This is a genomic window from Brevibacillus sp. MS2.2, assembly GCF_013284345.1.
Lineage (GTDB): Bacteria > Bacillota > Bacilli > Brevibacillales > Brevibacillaceae > Brevibacillus > Brevibacillus brevis_C.
Genome location: NZ_JABSUZ010000003.1, coordinates 104,171 through 124,292 on the forward strand (window position 1 = coordinate 104,171; position 20,122 = coordinate 124,292).

The following is a 20,122-nucleotide window of genomic DNA, read 5'->3' on the forward strand; positions in this document are numbered from 1 at the left end:
ATTGCAAGGACGATCATTCTTGACTGACGCCGAATTTCTCTAACTCCCGAAAGCTGATTTTTCTCCTGTGTGGAGGGAGTGTCTCCCCTCCATGCGCCCATGTGATCTCCACATGATTGCCTTCCGGATCCAGAAAAGAAAAACGTGCATATTCGCTCTCCACATACGGACCATGTGCCAAAACACCGTGATCCGTCAGCCTCCTCCACACTTCCTTGAAGTGATCCAACGTATCCACCCAAAATGCCAGATGCACATGATGCGGATTGTTCAGGATGAGCAAATCGTGCCGGCCCGATTGCGGATCAATCGCCAAGCATGCCGTTTCGTCGCTATGGTTCACCACTGCCAGTTCAAGTGCGGTTTCATAAAAAGAGGCCAATCTGCGAACATCATGCGCATATAAGGAAATGTGACCCAAGCGGCTTAGCTTTGCCATGTTCCCTCCATCCTTTCGTATTGACTCGCCTGTTTCATCCTAACACCGAGAATACGGGTCTCGATATTACTCGAAAGGATGCATCCAAAAGGATACCCGTGCGATAAATTGGAGTACCCAGTATAAAAGAAGCGTAGTAAAATCGTAGGAAGAAAAAGGTAAAACCTTGTGATGGAGCAGGTGATGCTATGAATTATCAGGATAGCCTTGAAGAGCTGGAAAGTCGTCTGTTGGTGGGACGAACCGAGGAAGTCCTTCATTTTTTGAAGTTGCTTGCGGATGAGCGGCGCTCCAAAAAAATCATGAATCTCTTCGGGACCGCAGGCGTAGGAAAAAGCTATTTGCTCGACGAGCTTAAGCGGCAAGCTCATCTGCGTCAAGCAGCTACGCTCTCTTTGGACAGCGAGCAATTTTGGCACACTCCTTCTGATTTTTGCCTGCATATTTTGCAGACATTGCACGTTTATCACAAGGGAGAAGAGTACCATCCGTCCCAATTATTAGAGGAATGTGTTTCGAAGCTGAATGAAAAAGCGGCTGATCAGAGACTCGTCCTCTTTCTCGACATTTACGAGAACTTGGACGGCTTGGACCATTGGCTGCGCGAATATTTTTTCAAGCGATTAAGCGCGAATATCCTGATCGTGATCGCAGGGCGGCATCCGCTGTCTGAAGCTTGGCTTCTATCTCCAGGTTGGCGGCACTTCATCAGTAGGGTCCCTTTGTCCCATCTTCCTTACGATGCTGTCGAACGGTATGCGCATTACTGTCACATTTTTGAACCGCCTATCATCCAAGAAATGTGGCGGCGCTCCAAAGGGCATCCCCTTACCCTTTCATTGCTGTCCTTTACCTTGCAACCGAAAGATCAAGAAGGAAACGGTGCTTTTCATGAGGAAATGGATACGCTGCCATTTGTCGTAAGCCAATGGCTGCGCGAAGTTCCCGGCGACCATTTGCGTCCGCTCGTGGAAGCTGCTGCCGTATTGCGTCACTTCAATCAGGATAATCTGTCTTTTTTATTAAAAAGGGAAATCACGGCGTCCGAGTTTTTCCAACTGATTCGATTTTCGTTTGTACGGAAGGTGGACAGCGGCTGGACGATTCATTCCTTGATGAGAGAATCCATTGCCCAGGATATGCGGGGACGGACACCGCTTCATTTTGCAGATTTGCAGAAGCGGGCCGTTCACTACTATTATGAGAAGTTTACCAAGTCAGCTCATTCGGTCCGCACACCAGAGGCATTGGAGCTTACTTTCTTTTTAGGTGACGCACTTATTCGCGCCTTTTTAAATTGGTTCGATCCATTACCTAAACCATTCGAATCGATCCACACTGGTCATCGGGAAGAACTGCTGGAGTATATCCGCAATCAGCGGCACTGCCCCTCCCCTAAAACGATCAAGCTGTTTGATCCGCATACAAACCGCCATTTTGATTTTCACCTGACAGCAGAGCAAACCTTGTACCCATTGAATTGGCTTGATCATGACCGTCTATTCTCGCTGGGATACGACGTGCTACGCGTTCTGCGCAAGGAAAACGGAGCGATCTCGGCACTTGCCGCAGTTGTTCCTATCAACGAAAAAACCCTTCCTTACCTGATGGAGCATTCCGGCTCTCGTTCCTTTTTCACCGCTCTATCCAAACAAGAGCTAGAACGGTTTAACGTGCCGGAACACACACGGGCTGGCTGGTTCATTCACACCATTCATCAAGACGATTACGAGGATGTTACCCAACATACAGCCATTGGCCATATGCTGCACGGCTTGATGTTCACCGGAGAATTTTTGTTGTGTTCACCTGCACCATTTCCTTTTTTCAAGGCTGCCCATGAAAGTTTGGGATTTGATATTGCCGAATTTGCCACCCACACCAACTACGACGGAGTAACACCCACGCTCGTATTTTTTCGTGATACGCAAGGCGAACATTTACCCGCTTACTTGCAAAAGCTACTCAAACGATCTGGATTGGATGCGGATTTACGACTGGAAGAAGAAGCGGTTCCAACTGCTGCTCTACCAGCTTCACAGGGCACGGTTACCTCGCTGGACATGAGCATGCTGACTGCACGAGAACGAGAAGTAGCCGCTCTTGTTCTGGAGGGATTGACGAACGCGGAAATCGCTGCCCGCTTGTATTTGAGCGAAGTCACGGTAAAAAAGCATTTGAAATCGATTTTTGAAAAAATGGATGTCAGCAACCGGACACAGTTGGTGAAAAAAATGCTTGTGTAGGACGAAAAAAGAGGAACCGTCAATGGCGGCTCCTCTTTTTATATGGCTACGGCATGACATACGGCTGTTCGAATAAAATATTCTCGACTGCCTCTACTACTTTTTCCGTCCACTCACGTTCCTGATCCACGTTTGTGAGATAAATAATCGTTTTATCGGTATGAATGTATCGTCTTATCCAGCTTCGATACCCCGGCCAGCTACCCCCGTGATGTACGACTTTTCCTGTCACCTGATCTTCACGCAGCCGCCAGCCATATCCATAATCAGATAGACTGTTGTCAGTAAGCTGCACTGGGGAAAACGCTCTCTCTAGTGTCTCTTTTTTGACCAGCTTTTCTGTGTAAAGAGCTCTGTCCCACATACGCAAGTCATCCAGTGTTGAACTGACCGCGCCGTCTCCCTGAATGCCATCCAGATAAATGACAAAATCATGCTCACTTGATTCATCCGGTAACACGAATGCTTCAGATTGAGGAGAATACACGTATCCATAGGCGTAATGCTGAGTCAACTCAGGAGAATATCTTCGGTTGTACACCTTCGTGTGCTGCATACCTAGTGGTTGAAAAATGTGTTGCTGCAAGAAATCAGCAAATGGTGTATCAGCTACGTGTTCTACGATAGAAGCCAATAAAGCATAGCCGGTATTACTGTACTCATACTTTTCATTGGGTTGAAACAACACGTCGGGTCGATGCTTGATTAGCTGTTCGAGTATGTCTTGATTCGTAGCTATTTGTTTTTTGTCCCAAGATTGCGAAAACAATTCCATGTAATCTGGCAAACCGGATGTGTGCACAAGTAGATTTTCTACAGTAATATCGGCATAAGGGAAATCTGGAAAGAACTTGTCAATCTTATCTGTATAGTCGAGCTTGCCTTGCTCTTGCAAGATCATGATGCCCATTGCTGTAAACGCCTTGGAAACCGATGCGAGTTCAAATACCGAATGCGGTGACAATCTCTCAGCCGTCTCCAGATTGGCTATTCCTATGGAATTTTGATAAAAAGGTTTTCCATCTTCCAAAATCAAGATGTTGCCGCTCCAATTGTTTTGTTCGGCAATCGTAGAAAAAAGCTCATCAAGCTGGCGGCATCTCGCATCACTTACCTTGGCTCGCTGGGTCATTTTTCGTTTCCCCCACTCGTTTTTTTATCTTGAATAGTAAATTGTCTTCCAGCAAAAGCCATTCGAACAATTTCATTATTTCCCAATCTGATAAACCGTGCGGAGAAATCTGTTCCAAAAGCCCGGACTACAAAGAGATCTTCAGCAAATGGTCTCATTACGTAGTTTTCTCCCAAAAAGGAGAGCACCAGTTGACCATTTTCCAATCGGATCGGCAATGTCCCAAACTCGCTCGATTGATAATCCCCCACGAATGGTTTCATAGCTTCCTCTGCTAGGAAGTCAATCTTGCTAACCAGATGAGAGGATTTTGGAGGGCGGTTTTCCAGACTATTTAACGCACCCAACATAACAGCCAAAACCGGTGACATTTCTAGATTGGACAGTGCCACTCCGGCCAATCCTGTTTCGGGAAAGAAGCACATTTGAGCCGTTACCCCTTTAATACCACCACTATGTTCCACCAACTTTTTTCCAAAGTAGTCAGAAGTGATTACCAATCCGTACCCGTAAAATTGACCAGGTACCATGTCAGTCGGAAAGTAAGGGGTTATCATTTGTTGTACACTTTCCGGTGTCAGGATTCGATTTCCCCCTGCTGTAAGGCCACCTTTGCAGAACATGTCCGTATATCGCAACATATCCCGCACCGTTGATTTTATAAATCCTGCCGCACGAGAAGCGGGAGTATCCCACCAATTCGGAGATGAGACCACTTCCTTGTGATCGCCTCTGTCTCGCATGATATACAGCTTTGTAATATTCTCATAGCCATTCAGCTCTTCCAGAAAAAAGCTCGTGTGCTCCATCCCGATTGGGTCTATGATATGCTCCTTGATATAAGCCTCATACGACTTCCCGCTGACGCGTTCAATGATCGCTCCCAGCAAGGCAAAACAATCATTAGAATAACTGAACTCTGTACCTGGTGGCCCTAAAAGCTCTACATCTAATGAAGCGATAACACGCATCAGATCTTCGTACGTATCGATTGGCACCGTATCATCTGTCTGGTTTTGCAGTAATGGATGGTCTTCTGCCTCATTTTCTTCCAAGCTTCGCATCACACTCGCAAAAAACGTTGGCAAGGGAGGAATTCCACTCGTATTCGTCATAAAATGATGAATCGTGATTTGCCCCACATCAAGATTTTTCAGACGAAATTCCGGCAAATATTTGACAACAGGGTCATGCACGGATAACTTACCCGCTTCTTGTAATTGCATGACCGCCACACAGGTAAAGGATTTTGTTATGGAGCCAATTCCAAATACCGTATCGATTGTAACTCCTAACTGCCGTTCCACATCACGGAAGCCAAATCCGTTACTATAGAAGATTTGACCATCTTTTGCTAATCCCATACAAACACCAGGAACTTGACCCTCTGTTATCATGTTTTGAGCATATTGTTCAAAAGAATCAATCCACCCGTTATTTTGCATGCGTTTCTCTCCTTTGTTGACATGTAGTTAGTTCTCGATCCAGCTGTCATTATACGTCGGCATGACAGATATCCACTTTACTCCTTTTACTCGAGAATTTATGACAGTAAACGCCTTTTCATAATAGAGAGGGACAACATACGCATGCTCAATCAGTTGCTTTTGTACATCCATATACACTTGCTTTCTGGCATTAGTCTGTATGGTTGTACGCCCTTTCAAAAGGAGGGCGTCCAGCTTGTCATCTTTTACACCAGACAGGTTGTAGGCACCGCTGGAATGAAAATAAAAATATAAAATATCAGGATCATCATAGGCGCCCGATATCAACGTTACATCAAAATTACCTTTGACGACTTCCTGCATGTACCCTGCTATTTCCAGATTCTGTATCATTATGTTAATACCTGCCTCTCCCAGCATGGCTTGGAGCAATTGGGCTTCTTTGTCAAAATCTGCGGTACTGAGTAAATTCAGACTCAGTGTTTTTCCGTCCTTTTCTCTCACACCACTTCCATTTACTTTCCAACCAGCATCGTCCAACAATTTCTTGGCTTCGTTCACATTATACGCGTACCCGTACTTTTCTAAGGATTTGTCATACCCTAGCGTCGATGGAGATAATGGCGTATGGGCTACTTCGCCTTCTCCCTTCGTAACAGCCTGGACAATAGCTTCTTTATTAACAAGCATATGAAATGCTTTACGCACCTGAATATCTTGAAACGGTGGTCTCTTCAAATTCATCTCCATCAATAAGCCCAATCCAGGACGTAAGCGTTCTATCACTTGATATTTCGAATTATTCCGATAATATATCGCGTCTTTCACAGGTATTTCCGTTGCTACATCGATAGCACCACTCTCTAGCGCTGACAATCTGAGTTGGCTGTCAGCAATCGCTTTTATGACAAGCTTGTCAGCTCTTGGAGGACCTTGATTTTCATAATATGGTTCTCCCCACTGAAAAGCTTCATTTCTAACATACGTGACACCTTCGCCCGTATCCCAGCTCTCGAACTTCCACGGCCCTACTCCTACAGGACTCCTGCCGTAATCCTCCCCAGCCTTTTCAATTGTTTTCAATGATAACGGCTGTGTTACATAATTCGCTAGCGAATCGAGGAAGGCAGTATTAGGTTCGTGTAGTTCCAGAACGAGGGTCTGATCGTCTGGCGCTTTCACACTTTTTATTGGAGCCATTACTTCAGCGGCTGTTTTTGCTTTTGTCTGCGGATTAAGAGCACGATCGAAGGTTTCCTTAAAACTTTTGGCAGTCAGCGGTGTTCCATCGTGAAAGGTAATCCCGGAACGAATGGTGAAGGTCCACGTTTTGCCATCCTCAGAAATTTTATAGTCACTTGCTAGAGAGGGCTTGTATTCGTTTGAGGCAGGATCCTTATATAGCAGTGATCCACCGAGCAACCAGGTATAGACCCCAGCAGATCCAGCAGACATGTGAGCATCTAACGTATCCGGTTCATAAGGGTACGCTACTGTTATGGTTCCGCCCGTTTTGGGTTCAGCACTCTCCTGTTGCTCGGCTGGCACAGTTGTTTGCGTGCTGCAACCAACGACCAAGAACATACATAGAGTGACGAATCCCCCCCAAAAGACACTGTACGTTTTTCGCTTGTTTTTCTTCATGTGTCAGCATGCCACCTCCTACCCTTTTCTTTTTGAAAGAGCTTCCGATGATGACAGATGATTTCACCTCCTTCGCAAGCAGTAACAAAGAGTACATTACTCTTCATCCAGTTGTTGAAGCTTCCACTGTAATCCTTGGTAGAATAATTCATTTGTTTTCATATACGGTTGCAGACTAGGATACAGGATTGAGCAAATTCTTCTGAAACGTTCGAGATTCTCTGATTGGTTTGAAAGCAACCTTTCAGCAAATCGACGGAAAAATGACTGCGGGACAGGGAGTTCATCAACATCGGCAAACAGTAAGACATACTCTTGAATATTCGCCTGTACGACAGGACTGTCTGGAGTTGCATGTTGCTCCGCAGCTTTCAACAACTGTTGATGGTTTTTAAGCAATCTGGCGCTCCACATCTCCACACTGATCTTAGGCAGGTGAACTACTTCCAGGAAGGTCATAACATCCTGCTTCATCTCGCGGACAATCTGTGGATCATTAAACATTTCCTCAAACTCATCTAATGCAGCCGTTTGCGCTGCCGAAAGCTTGCCTTCCAGCAAGGAAGATACGTTAACCCCTAGTAAAAATATCTCTCGCCATTCAACCGGAAATTGTTCAGGAAAAACGGACGAAAACATTTTTTCTAAAATAAACTTTTCTCGTTCCAATGCATCTGCGGAAATGGATTCAATTAGCTCGTGCATATAGCTCAGGGAGTCATTGCCATCCTTACTCTGCTTTGTTTGTTCCAAAATAGACTTCATACTGGCAAGCGTACGCATTTGGATGTCCAAAGCTTCGATTTGCCATTCTATCGCCACATCAACAGGGGTATCTCCAGCTAACATTCTCTTAATCTCATCAATCCCAAAGTTTAAATAGCGAAGGGTTAGGATCAGTTTTAACCGCCATATTTCCTCTGCCGTATACATACGATGGCCTCCAGGAGTTATCTCAGAAGGTGAAAGCAGGCCAATTTCGTCATAATAACGAACAGTGGGTACAGAAGATCCTGTTATTTTCGCCACTTGTCCTATGGAGAACTTTTGTGTGGTGTCTAAACTGTTACTCGCCTTTCCGTACACGTTACAACACCTCCTAATCAATTATAAAACCTCAAGTAACTTGAGATTCAAGGGGCATTATGAATAAAGGGGTTACATGGGGATCTCTTTGGTCAACGTCATAAAAAATGAAGTGTCATTTGACCATGAAAAAGTCAGGTGGTTGTTGACACCTGACTTCATAAACTCATAACGCTTACATAATCGGACAGTTTGCAGTTATTCATAGAGATCAGTACTGAGATATTTAAGTCCTGAATCATTAATCGTTAACACAATATTTGCCCCTTTTTCTTTCCCTTTCAAAAGCTGTAAGGCAGCCGCAACATTTGCTCCTGAAGAAAACCCTGCGAATATTCCTTCTTTTCTTGCTAGTTCTCTAGCAACTTGTGTCGCTTCTTCATCTGTAACATGGATGTAGTCTGTAACGAAGCTCTTATCCAAAAGAGGTAAATCCATGGAATATCCCCCACCTTGGATTTTGTGATTGAGGTTAGTAGCCGCTTTACCAGAGTAGAACGGTGCGGTGTAAGGTTCAACTAAATAACACCGAATGTTGGGATTATACTTTTTTAACGTTTTCGCACAACCTGTAAAAGTGCCACCAGAACCGGCAAAATCAAGGAAAACGTCTACTTTTCCATTCGTTTGTTTCCAAATTTCTTCCCCCGTGTGAAATTCATGAGCATGAATATTGCCAATGTGATGAAATTGGTCTGCACGGAACGCATTTCTTTCTTTTGTGATTTGCTGCGCAACTTCTTCCACTTTCACAAGGTCTTCACCAGATACTTGCCCGATAGGAGAACCAGGCGCTTGGTCTACTAAAACAACTTCTGCTCCGAGAGCTTTCATCATCCTCGCTCTTTCCATTGAATTTCCTTTTGACATGACAGCAACGAATTGATACCCTTTGACTCCGCAAACAATCGCAAGCCCTGTCCCTGTATTGCCACTCGTTAACTCCACCACAGTATCATTTGGTTTTAGTATTCCAGCCTTCTCAGCCTCTTCAATGATCTGCAAGGCGATTCTATCCTTTTTGCTAAAGCCGGGATTTACATATTCCAGTTTGGCAAAAATATTTCCATCGAGATTTTCTGTTAGCCTAGAAAGACGAACCATAGGAGTGTTACCAATCGCTTGATGAACGCCTGATAAAATCGTGTTCTCCATAGACATAGCGCCTCTTTTCGTATATTTTGGACTATATAGTGTCTGCTTCAAACTATATATAGCTCGATTGTAATGTGTAACGTACACACGTACAAGATAACGCACGAACTCTATGGAGGGCATTTTATGGAAGAATTGCACACAAATATTGGAGAGAACATAAAACGTATTCGGAAAGAAAGAAACTTGAGCTTGGATAAAACTTCTGAAATAACAGGAGTTAGCAAAACAATGTTAGGACAAATCGAAAGAGGTAAGTCGGCTCCAACTATCACAACCCTTTGGAAAATAGCGAGCGGGTTGCGTTTATCCTTTTCCTCACTCGTTAGTCAGTACAAGCCGAATGTTACGATCGTAAAAAAGAAGGAAGTAAATCCGATTATTGAAAATAACGGACAGTATCGAGTATATCCACTGGTTCCCTATAATCCAGAACAACAGTTTGAGATCTTCTTGGTAACCCTTGAACCAGGATGCGAGCATATCGCAGAACCGCATTCAACAGGGGTTGAGGAATTCATTCTCGTAAATGAAGGCACGCTAGAGGTTGTTGTCAATGAACAAGTTTATATCGTTGAACCTGAGGATACTCTTATTTTTAAAGCAGACAGGCCTCACATTTATCGAAACAACGGAGACAGTATTGTAAAATGTTCCGTCGTCATTCACTACTCGAGTCAATGAAAACAAAGAGAAACCCCACTACATGTAGGGTTTCTCTTCCGTTAGATCACTAGCATATTTACCCCCATTCCTGTTTTCGCTCATGGAGCGAGCTCGCAATAATACGGTCCAGCAGTTGTGTAAAGGTCATACCTGCTGCAGCTGCACTCTTTGGAAACAGGCTGTTGGCGGTCATCCCCGGTAAGGTGTTCACTTCTAGTACGTAAGGTATATCCTGACACAAAATCATATCGACCCTTGCATAGACCTTGCACTGTAGCAGTTGGTAGCTGGCGAGCGCCGCCTCGCGCACACGCTGCCGGATAACCGGTGGAAGCTCGATCACATTCTCCTCCGCGCCGCCGTCTTCATATTTTGCTCGGTAGTCGAACCACTCTGAATGCGCCGAGCGAATGCCGATAATCGGTAGTACTTCACCATCCAGAATCGCGCAGGTTAGCTCCGTCCCTTTCAAATAGGGCTCAATCAAGATCCCCTGATCCAAATGGCTGGCTTCCTGAACAGCCGTCAGCAGCTCTTTCTCATTTTGCACGAGCTGGACACCGATGCTGGATCCCCCAAAATTTGGCTTCACGATCACCGGGTAACCCAATTGCTCTACCGCTTGAGGATCATAAACGTCCTTCCAGTACAGACCTGCAGGCATTTGAATGCCCGCCGTCTTCAACAGCATCTTAGACAATTGCTTATTCATGCATAGGCTGCTTGCCAGGACACCGCTTCCTGTATAGGGAATACCAAGTGTCTCCAGCACTCCCTGCACTGTGCCATCCTCACCATATTGGCCATGCAGCGCCAACAGCGCGAAGTCAATGTCTGCCTGCTGAACCTGTGTGATTAAATCCGCTCGCTGCGTAACGACAATGGGAACTGCCTCATAGCGACTGCGATCCAAATGATTGATCATCTCTTGACCAGTCTTCAGAGAAACCTCACGCTCTGAAGAAATTCCACCCATAATGACGCCTATCTTCATGATGACACCTCATTTTTTCAAATGGTTGTGCAGTTTGGAATCGTTATGTCTCAAGAAAGCGACGTGCCTGTTTGCCGATGATCTGAATACCCCGCTCGATATTTTCATCCGTTACTCGTGAAAAACCAAGTCGCAAGGTATTCGTCCCCATTCCTTCTTGAATAAAAAATCTGTCCCCCGGTGTAAAAATGACTCCGTGTTCTGTGCAAGCTTCTAGTAGCTGGCGTGTATTTACGTCTGACGGAAAGGTAAGAAACAAATGCAAGCCCCCGTCGCCAGTTAGCTGCACCTCGGGGAGATGTGCTTCACAGCAAGCCTTCGTCAGTTCATATTTGCGCTTATATTCCATGCGGGCCTTTTTTACATATTTATCAAAATTTCCATTCAGCAAATATTGATAGAGTATCGATTGATCGATGGTAGATGTATGGATGGTTCGTGCACGCTTAATGCTTTCCAGATTGTCGATCAGGGCTTTGTCTCCAAGTACCCAGCCCACTCGCAATCCAGGAAAGAGTACCTTGGAGAAGCTACCAATATAGATGACTCCGTTACCTTGCCCTACTGTCGCGATTAATGGCGCAACATGCGCCCCCGAGTAGCGTAGCTCCTCATTGAATCCATCCTCGATCACTGGAATCTGATAGCGCATCAGTAAATTCAGAACGGCACTGCGCTTTGCTGGCGACATGACAATGCCTGTCGGATTGTGATAGGAAGGAGTCAAATAAGCCAGATCGAAGCTCTTTGTCTGCTTCTGCAATACCGCCTCTAGCTGCTCCACATCAATACCATCACTCTCCATCGGAATACCGGTTATCTCAAATCCTTGCAGCTTCAAATTCTTAATCGCTGTATGATGGGTCGGATTTTCACAAATGGCTGCCCCACGGCGAGCAGAAGGGCGCAGTGCCGACAGTACTATGTCAAAACCTTCCGTAAACCCGCTTGTAATCAGCATATCCTTGCCGCTTAAATCGACGCCCTTATTCTCCATATAACGCTTCAAGTAATCAATTAGTGGCTTGTAGCCTTTGGCATAACCGTAGTTGAGCAGTACCTGTCCTTCGATTGCCATCCGATCCATAAAGGCTCGCCTTACATCCCCCAGATCAAACAACTGCTCATCCGGCGCAATGCTTGTGAACGAAATAGTTCCTTTTTTGGTGCGAATGCCCTGCTTCATCATATCCAGCTCTGCAGCGGATACAGCATATTCGTTCATTCGTGCCTTCCAGTCGATCTGCCAGGAATCGGAGCCGTCAGCTCCTCCTTTATTCGCATCCAAATGGCCCACCATAGCGGTAACATAGCTGCCTTTGCCGGGAATCGCATACGCAAATCCGTCATCCTCCAGGCCTTCATAGGCTGCAATCACCGAATTGCGACTCACCTTTAGCAGACTGCTCATTTCTCGTGTGGAGGGCAGCTTTTGATCAACCTGAAGAGCGCCTTTGATTATTAAACGTTTGATGTATTCTTTCACTTGTATCGCGACTGGCCGGTCACTAACAAGCTTGAAATCCTGGAACATCCTTCATCGCCCCCGTCTATAATGATGGCATGAGAAACGAGAGAAAAAAAGAACCACCACACTGGATTTTTCATCCTTCTGTGGTTCCTCTGCAGGAATCAGCATCCACCCAGCGGTAAAAATGAAAGTAAAAAAGAACCCATTTTCCTAAGGGTTCCTCTTTTGTAGTCATTTTTAGTAGGCAGATAGTGAATCCTTTACCAGATGCTATCCGCTTTATGGTTGTTTTGCGCCATCACAATATATTTGTCCAATTGCTGGCTTACCCCCAAAACTACGTCACTTGTCAGACCGTGTTTACCTGCCAATTCAATCATTTGTTGTCGGAGTTGTTCGATGCTTGTTTCTAGATCCAAGTGGTGGCGACTTGCTTCTATTCCCGTGCCCCAGATCGTGCACTTGCTTTTCGGGGCACCTTCTAATTCTTTTTTCGGGGATGTTCCTAGGTGCACAGGGACATCCCTTTCTAATGAACTGGCGAGAGCTTTTATGTTAAGCACCTCCTGACATTTACAAATTATGACATTAATAAAACTATAAATGAATATGCAAGAATTTACCAACTAAGAAAAAATGGAATAGAAAAAAACATCCTATCGAAAGGATGTTTTTTTTGGGTGTCTTATCAACTATTCCTAAAAATCTGCACCATGTTGATAATTAATTACGTGTGATGTGTCAGACTTTTGGGGTTCGTAAACGATGCCACTGCTAAACCCAAACGTTAGAAGAAGTGCTAGGAATACATATTTCATTCTTTTTTCATCCTCTCTACTTATCATCTTTTTAGTGAGTGTTGATACATCGTCATACAACTAGTTTATAAATGTAGCTTCAGCCTTCTTCTCTCCAATTACAATGGCTCGATATTGGAGAATTTGTGATGGCGAGGCAAGATGGCGATATTTTTCAAACAACTGTACACATTGCAGAGCATCATAATGTCGATTCATTAAATCCGATAGAACGAAACAGTGCAGGGTTTCATTGAGTCCACTTTCAATGCGTCCCTTTGTAAAATCATAATTTGCTTTCTGATAACGATATTGGAGATGCTGAACCATATTAACCAACAATGTTCGTTCATGGAACCTAGCAATATCTTCAGAGAGGCGTAATAAAACCTCATCCACGCAAAAATGATATTTATTAGCAGCTTCCATAATCGTAACAAGACCCGGAAGGATTTCAACAGGCTGCTCCGCTAGATAGTCGGTATATTCCTTAATGATTTCTTCATTCCCCATTAATACTTCCAGTGTGTAAAAATTCGCCTTCGCAAAGACTGCAAACCGCTCAACGATTCTTATCCCGTCTTCGTCAAGAAGTTCAAACCAATGTAAATCGGCGTATGCTTGTACATATTCTTTGGATTGGGAATAAGCGCCTTGCATCTGTAGGACTAGTCCTTTATATAAATAACCCATTCCGTAGTAGTAGACGAGCGGACGTTCTGTTTTTATCAACTCTGCCGCTCGATTTTTTCTGCGTTTTTGCAGCTTATCTTGGTAGATAATTTTGGAAAGCTCTCGTAGCTCATCTGCGTAGGTTTCTGCTTCACTCCATTTTTGCAAAGTGAAACAAACCTTCGCCAAATTTAATAAAGCGTCTAATTGATCCGTTTCTGGTAATCGCTTTCGATATGGAGAAAAGCGAATAACAGCCTTCTCATTCTCATCAGCATTTGTCCCGAGAATGGCCTGAAATAATCGGTAGTGACTCATCACAAACTGGGTAGAGTAGCTATCTTTCTCGTTCTCAATTACGTACTCATAGAATGGCACCGCCTTTCCCAGTTTCCCATCCTCATATAATTGCTCAGCTACAGTAAACAGGATGGAGATATTTTTGGGATTCTCCAACAATTGGGAGGCAACAGCTTCAATGCAATCCTTTCGTCCATTCTCAGCGCTTCGAATCAAGTAAGGTATCAATCGGGGGCGCGAAATTTTCCCTTCATATAAACATTCATCGGGATATAATTCATACATCCAACCAGGCTCGTAGCCAAACACCACAGCGAGCGCGTCTAATTGACTTATGGTGATAGCCCGAGGTGGATTCCCATTTAGAATCTCGCTCAGTGTCCCCGGATTAATACCGGTTAAATCCCCTAGTTTGCTCAATGTATAGCCGCGCGCTCGCCGATGTTGTTCGATTTCTGACCGCAGCGACTGTTGCAATGTCCCTAGCAGTCCCCCCATAATGGATCACCCTTTTATTTTTCCTTTATTTTACAATCAAATGGGTTATTATGGAAGGTGCACGAAATATTTCTTTTTCATTTTAATGGTAAGATAATAAAGCTTTAGACTGACCCTCTCAATCAAAACAGCGGTAGCCATGGACCAGAAAATAAAGTCCTAGACTCCCGCTGTTTTATTGAATGAACGAACCCGTTACTTAATAAGACAAAAAATTAGGTCTATTCTTGACAAACCCCTTCGTATTCTGATATATTATTTTGCTCGCTAGACAAAGTGCAGAATTAATAATCATTACGTTAAAAATCGGGGAGGTAAGAGAAACAGTAAAAACTTTTAAAGCGAAAGAGAATCCTACTAAATATAAACCTCAAATTACCTTAGCTAAAAGGCGGATAGAAGCATTCGAAATTTCAGTGTCTCTAATTGAAAGAGAAATAAATGACCTTGATAAAAAAAGGTAATATCAGCTTTTCTTTGGCTCAAACTATGGTTATTTTAGAATTAAGTTTTACACCAGCCCCTGACCTCTTTCAAAGCTACTAAATCAAAATAGATGAATTCGAAAGGAGTCCATTTGGACTTCTTTAAATATTGTATAGCCATATGTAACTAAACTGGTCCATTAGTTTAATAGAGCTTATGTATCTTTATCAACTCCAGAGCGGCATACAGAATGGCTTGGCGTTAGCTAGGCTATGCTCGTCCCTTCAATCAGAAACTCCAAAATGTAAATTCAAAGAACCAATTATCGCAAGTTTTCTCTAAGTTTGCTTTCCAATCGTCAAGTGGTATCAATCGTACTTCACCTAAGTTTTTATCACCCTCAAGATTAAAGTTAAGATTGAAAGCAGTAAGAATATCCTCATGATACTCCAGTTCATTCCACTCACAATGTATACCATAGTTTTCCAACACATATTTACCTCTTGTAATAGCTTGAGCGCGCAATTCCTGCCATTTGCATAGAAGTTGAACGCTACGGTGAGCCAGATATATAAAATGTATCTGTCCTTTTCTGTTCCAGCTATGACCCGGCTATTTTTTCTCCCCTTGGTTGTCTGCTGTTGGCGTCCGGTTCGACAGTGATGCCGATTTGATCAAAAGTCTGCCCTTCGGCGAGCTGGTAGGTCAGTATTCCAGATCCGTTTTCGTCGGGCTTGAATATGCCGCCATTTTCCCTCGTGCTGTTTTTCAGCAGCCAAACCTGGTAAACCTGTGAACCTTCGACGCCGGGCAATTCGTGAACCTGCACCACCAAATTTTTCTCTGATCCCTGCTGGACAATATAGGCCATGCCGTTTGTTCCCGGGTGGCTTTGCTTAGCTGCTTTTAAGGGAATCGCCGTTAAAATTTCAATGGGAATATTTTCGGCATGGCGATTTTTTACCTGTACATTCGCGATTCCAAGGCCAATAAACGCGAGCAACAATACGCACACGATACCGGTTGAAACTGGAGTGAACTGGCTTTTGAGCGTCATAGAGAGCTTCCTCATCTTAGTCATGAATGCTTCGGTACCGCTTTTCCTTTTTTGCTCAAAAACAAACCCCAGCACCTCGCCTTTTAGCGATTCAGGCACCTCGATTTCGGTATAATCGAACGGCAAAGCCTGCCAGGCCTGGGATAATTCCTGATATTCTTTCTTACAGTCCGTACAATTCTTTAAATGTTCAGCAAAGGCCATGTGTTCGCTCTCCTTGAGCTCATTTGCTATATATGGAATTAAATGATCACAAACCCTTCTCATTTTAAATCCTCCAGTTCCAAATGCTTCCTCAATCCTTTAAGAGCCTGGTGAAGCCTGCTTTTAATCGTGCCGAGCGGCTCTTGTTCCAGCTTGGCGATCTCTGAAAGAGAATACCCTTTCCAATAAAGCAAATCGATTAATTTTCTTTGCGCCGTCGGCAATTTGTTTTTCGCCATTGCAATATCATTCGTATTTACTCGTTGCTCGACTGTATTAGCAGGGTCGGCGATCTCTTCAAGTTCCTCTTGATGGTGTTGCGTATGCCTCTTCTCTTTGCGGAGGTAGTCAATGCAAATATTGCGGGTAATCGTGAGGAGCCAATTTACAAAGCTGCCTTGAGCAGGATCGTAATAGCTGTTTGTTGTCCATAGCCTCAAAAAGACCAACTGAATAATCTCTTTCGTCTTATCCTCATTCCCATTGCAAAACTTCATAACAAAGCTGTAAACAAGCTTTATATATCGATCATAGAGTTCCTCTAATGCGTGACCATTTTTTTCGTTTACCAATCGCATTAATTCCGCATCATAATTTTCTTTCATGTGGCACTCCCTGCTCTTGGATAAAAATATATTGCCATAACACTATTTTAAAAGTAAAGATGAGAACGACCGCGATTGATCGTTCCCTGGGCAGGCTTATTCAAATGCTGTTTCGCTGTTTATGACAAACCATACATCTTTTACTCCTTGTCCGTTTACATCCCCTTTTTGCAGGTCTTTTGCAAAATAATAGAGAGGAAATCCTTTGTACGTAACCTGCTTCTTCCCGTTGTCTTCTCTTATGATCGTATTGAAATCCTTTTTGTCAAAACCTTCCGGGACAGCGAAATCCTCCTGGGTAAATGCCGGCCAGTTTGCCAGGCAGTCTCCGCTGCAATTGCTTTTTCCTGCTTCGTCCTTTTTAAAGTAATACAAGGCCCTTCCCTGTGGATCCGCCAGGTACCCTCCAGCTTTCTCATTCTGCAAAAGCTGGAGGCTGACAACCGAGGCTTGTTCGGGTTGAACCGTCTCTGTTTTTACCTCCGTGCTTTTTCCGCAGGCAGCCAAAGCAAAAATAATCGAAAGTATCGCAAGGGTAAAAACTGCTTTTTTCATGTATGTTCCTCCCCGTTTTTTAGATTAAGACTCGTCCTTACTTCCAGCCCCATTTTTGAAAGATTTGGTGAGATTTTTCCGTTTTTAAATAATCAATAAATTGCTGTGCCTCTTTTTTCTGATCAGTGATTTTCGTCAGGACGATCGGCGTTCCTCGATAGAGCTTTTCTTCTTCGGGCAGTTCGACCAGGTCAGTCACATCCTGGAGCCGGTAATGCCACGATTCATAGGTAATCCAGGCGTCCAGGCTGGAATTCGATTTCCATCGTTCAATGGCTTCGGCACTCGACTTTACAGAAAGGTTAATATTTTGAGAAATGCCTTCGATCAGCCCTTTTCTGCCTGCCATGTCTTCCCACAGGCCAAGCTGGCCAGCCCCATTCACATCGATTATTTTGACTCCCTTTTTCGTTAAATCCTCCAGGCTTTCAATCTTCTTAGGATTTCCTTTCCTCACCAATATTCCTGCAGCACGCGGGTAAAGCGCCGTACGTGATTTCGTGTCGATCATTTCGGGGTGGTTAAAGATGAAGTCCTGCAGCATATACTCGGAGCCACCGAAAATAATATCTGCATCTTGCTTTGCTTGGCCGATCCAATTGCCCTCTGGTCCGGCTGTTACTTCCACCTTCATTCCTGTTTCAGCTGAAAATTGTTCAGCAGCTTCCTTGATCGGTCCAAGTGGTCCACCTGGTCCGTATACCCGGATGACTGGATCACTTTGGCTGGCATTTAATGTCGCCTGGGACGCCGACTTACCGTCCATTTGTGCATAGGCTGACATTCCGGCAGACGTAAAGACAAAGAGCAATAGAGCTGCTAGGAACACGATCTTCTTCATCATTCTTCCTCCATTTCACACATGTTTTTTCACGGTACTATCAAAGGAAACGAAGGGAGGCTGGAAACGGTTTGCTTGTAATCGCAAAATGGTAAGAAAGTTTCATAAATCTATGGAAAACTAGTCTGTAAAGAATAAAAAAAGATCTCCGCACAACCTACGCCAACTTGGCCTGGTGTGTGGCGATCTTTTTCATGTTCTGACACGAAGCGAATTCTTGGTCTCTCGCATCTGTTTTATATACGTGAGTTTGGCATAGCAAGCTGAAAAGTTGTGCAGCTTCCTTACTCACTGGCATTTTTCATTTAATCATGCGATCGTTTACGAGGTGCGCAATGAGCGACGCAAGATTTTCCCCGTACTGTTTTTAGGAAGCTCAGCTACGAATTCGACCTGACGGGGAACTTTGTATTTCGCCAGCTTGTCACGACAAAATGCCATGATATCCTCTTGGGAAACCGCAATTTCCTTCAATGCCACAAATGCCTTGACTGCTTCGCCATGTACCTCGTCAGGAATTCCAATCACAGCGGCCTCGATAATCGCTGGGTGCTGGTAAAGCACTTCTTCTACTTCACGCGGGTACACGTTATAACCATCAACGAGAATCATGTCTTTTTTCCGATCAACGATGTACACATATCCTTCTTCATCCATACGAGCCATGTCTCCCGTATACAGCCAACCATCTCGAAGCGCCGCAGCCGTATCATCTGGCAACCCGAGGTACCCTATCATAACGTTTGGCCCATGTACAACCAGCTCGCCCACTTCTCCACGTGCGACTTCGTTTCCTTCGGGATCGACGACCTTGTTTTTCACGAGCGGGATATCGACTCCAACTGATCCTGGCTTTCTGGTCCCGTGCAATGGGTTAAACGTTGTAGCTGGAGCCGCCTCTGACAAACCGTAGCCCTCCAGTACCTTGGCATCGTATTTCGCTTCGAATTTGTGCAGGAGCTCGACGGGCATGGATGCACCTCCCGAGCAGTATATCCGGATGGAGGAGAAATCTTCTTTTGTCGCAGTCGGCAACTGTAGCAGATAGTTGTACATGGTCGGAACACCTGCAAAACATGTAGCCTTTTGCTCCTGAATCGTTTGGAGGACGTCTGCCGGATGAAATTTCGGCACAATAATAATGGCCGCTCCCGTGCGAATCGGGCCATTCATGCACACCGTCATGCAGAAGACATGAAACATCGGAAGTACCGCGACCATGCGATCTTCTGGCACCAGCTCGAACAATATCCCCATCGCTTCCGCATTCGAAGCCATATTGCGGTGGGAGAGCATCGCTCCTTTTGGCTGGCCCGTCGTACCTGATGTGTACAGGATTACAGCGAGGTCATCTTCGTTTCGTTCCGGCTCCGCGTACCCTGTCTCTGACTCTTGCCCTTCCTGTACAAGCTGATCGATCGTTATTTCATTTTCAATGGATTCCGTGTAGATGAGAAGCTGTAAATCTTCTATTTGGTCCTTCATCGGGGTTAGTATCGGCTGTAACGCGGATAAGGCAATGGCTGCCTTTGCTTTACTGTTGGATAGAATGAAGCTAATTTCGCGCGCTGTATAGATGGGGTTCATGGGAACAACGACTGCTCCTACGCGGAGTATCGCATAGTAAGCGCTAACAAAATGGGGCCGATTATCCATGAGCAGGGCGACAGCATCCCCTTTTCCAATCCCGTGCCTGGCAAGTCCTGCCGCGAGATGTTCGACCTGCTGATTGAATTGTGCATACGTAGTCGTTTCTCCCATAAAGATGAAGGCTGGGCGATCCGAAAACTGTTTCGCGCTCTGCATGAGGCTTTCATTCAAATGATACATCACACATCTACCCCCTTTTCAGAAAATTTTAACATCTATAACCAAGCCTATAAAGT

At 44.6% G+C, this 20,122-nt stretch carries 17 protein-coding genes; 2 read left to right on the forward strand and 15 right to left on the reverse strand.

Features of this window, described 5'->3' with window-relative positions:
• Window positions 1-13: 13 nt before the first annotated feature.
• On the reverse strand, window positions 14-439 hold the full coding sequence (locus HP568_RS03540) for a VOC family protein (RefSeq protein ID WP_048033171.1): 426 nt from the start codon (window positions 437-439) through the stop codon (window positions 14-16).
• Window positions 440-627: 188 nt separating this feature from the next.
• Between HP568_RS03540 and HP568_RS03545 the strand changes: the two genes are divergently transcribed.
• Window positions 628-2,685 carry a LuxR C-terminal-related transcriptional regulator gene (locus HP568_RS03545; RefSeq protein WP_173628351.1) on the forward strand — a complete coding sequence of 686 codons (2,058 nt, stop codon included), beginning with the start codon at window positions 628-630 and terminating at the stop codon, window positions 2,683-2,685.
• 46 nt (window positions 2,686-2,731) lie between these two features.
• Here HP568_RS03545 and HP568_RS03550 read toward each other — a convergent pair whose 3' ends face one another.
• The 5 genes from HP568_RS03550 to HP568_RS03570 form a co-directional block, all read right to left on the reverse strand.
• Window positions 2,732-3,817, reverse strand: coding sequence for a serine hydrolase domain-containing protein (locus HP568_RS03550; RefSeq protein ID WP_173628352.1), 1,086 nt, complete (start codon window positions 3,815-3,817; stop codon window positions 2,732-2,734).
• Window positions 3,814-5,262 (reverse strand): serine hydrolase domain-containing protein, encoded by a 1,449-nt coding sequence (locus HP568_RS03555; RefSeq protein WP_173628353.1) that lies wholly within the window; start codon window positions 5,260-5,262, stop codon window positions 3,814-3,816. Before HP568_RS03555 ends, HP568_RS03550 begins: the two co-directional genes overlap by 4 nt.
• 27 nt (window positions 5,263-5,289) lie before the next feature.
• Window positions 5,290-6,909, reverse strand: coding sequence for an ABC transporter substrate-binding protein (locus HP568_RS03560; RefSeq protein WP_173628354.1), 1,620 nt, complete (start codon window positions 6,907-6,909; stop codon window positions 5,290-5,292).
• Between the two features lie 96 nt (window positions 6,910-7,005).
• On the reverse strand, window positions 7,006-7,995 hold the full coding sequence (locus HP568_RS03565; protein WP_048033176.1) for a MerR family transcriptional regulator: 990 nt from the start codon (window positions 7,993-7,995) through the stop codon (window positions 7,006-7,008).
• A 198-nt stretch (window positions 7,996-8,193) separates the two neighbouring features.
• The gene (locus HP568_RS03570; protein WP_048033177.1) at window positions 8,194-9,150 is read right to left on the reverse strand and encodes a PLP-dependent cysteine synthase family protein; all 957 of its coding nucleotides are present in this window, start codon (window positions 9,148-9,150) and stop codon (window positions 8,194-8,196) included.
• Window positions 9,151-9,276: 126 nt separating this feature from the next.
• On the opposite strand from HP568_RS03570, the gene HP568_RS03575 reads away from it, so the two are divergent.
• Window positions 9,277-9,834, forward strand: coding sequence for a helix-turn-helix domain-containing protein (locus tag HP568_RS03575; protein ID WP_173628355.1), 558 nt, complete (start codon window positions 9,277-9,279; stop codon window positions 9,832-9,834).
• Between the two features lie 58 nt (window positions 9,835-9,892).
• On the opposite strand, the gene HP568_RS03580 is transcribed toward HP568_RS03575, so the two are convergent.
• From HP568_RS03580 to HP568_RS03620, 9 genes are all read right to left on the reverse strand, one after another.
• Window positions 9,893-10,810 (reverse strand): D-alanine--D-alanine ligase, encoded by a 918-nt coding sequence (locus tag HP568_RS03580; RefSeq protein WP_173628356.1) that lies wholly within the window; start codon window positions 10,808-10,810, stop codon window positions 9,893-9,895.
• Between the two features lie 43 nt (window positions 10,811-10,853).
• Entirely contained in the window at window positions 10,854-12,344 is a 1,491-nt protein-coding gene (locus HP568_RS03585; RefSeq protein ID WP_173628357.1) for an aminotransferase-like domain-containing protein, read from the reverse strand.
• Window positions 12,345-12,541: 197 nt separating this feature from the next.
• A complete protein-coding gene (locus HP568_RS30145) occupies window positions 12,542-12,796 on the reverse strand; it encodes an aspartyl-phosphate phosphatase Spo0E family protein (RefSeq protein ID WP_082195945.1) in 255 nt (84 codons plus the stop codon).
• Between the two features lie 363 nt (window positions 12,797-13,159).
• Window positions 13,160-14,548 carry a helix-turn-helix domain-containing protein gene (locus tag HP568_RS03595; RefSeq protein ID WP_173628358.1) on the reverse strand — a complete coding sequence of 463 codons (1,389 nt, stop codon included), beginning with the start codon at window positions 14,546-14,548 and terminating at the stop codon, window positions 13,160-13,162.
• A gap of 1,027 nt (window positions 14,549-15,575) precedes the next feature.
• Window positions 15,576-16,298: an anti-sigma factor domain-containing protein gene (locus HP568_RS03600; protein ID WP_173628359.1), complete on the reverse strand. Its 723-nt coding sequence runs from the start codon at window positions 16,296-16,298 to the stop codon at window positions 15,576-15,578.
• Complete coding sequence (locus HP568_RS03605; protein ID WP_048033184.1) at window positions 16,295-16,840, reverse strand: RNA polymerase sigma factor; 546 nt, start codon at window positions 16,838-16,840, stop codon at window positions 16,295-16,297. The genes HP568_RS03600 and HP568_RS03605 overlap by 4 nt, the downstream gene beginning before the upstream one ends.
• Window positions 16,841-16,936: 96 nt before the next feature.
• The gene (locus tag HP568_RS03610; RefSeq protein ID WP_048033185.1) at window positions 16,937-17,395 is read right to left on the reverse strand and encodes a hypothetical protein; all 459 of its coding nucleotides are present in this window, start codon (window positions 17,393-17,395) and stop codon (window positions 16,937-16,939) included.
• 37 nt (window positions 17,396-17,432) lie between these two features.
• Window positions 17,433-18,236 carry an extracellular solute-binding protein gene (locus HP568_RS03615; RefSeq protein WP_173628360.1) on the reverse strand — a complete coding sequence of 268 codons (804 nt, stop codon included), beginning with the start codon at window positions 18,234-18,236 and terminating at the stop codon, window positions 17,433-17,435.
• Window positions 18,237-18,557: 321 nt separating this feature from the next.
• Window positions 18,558-20,066, reverse strand: coding sequence for a fatty acid--CoA ligase family protein (locus HP568_RS03620; RefSeq protein WP_173628434.1), 1,509 nt, complete (start codon window positions 20,064-20,066; stop codon window positions 18,558-18,560).
• Between the last annotated feature and the right edge of the window lie 56 nt (window positions 20,067-20,122).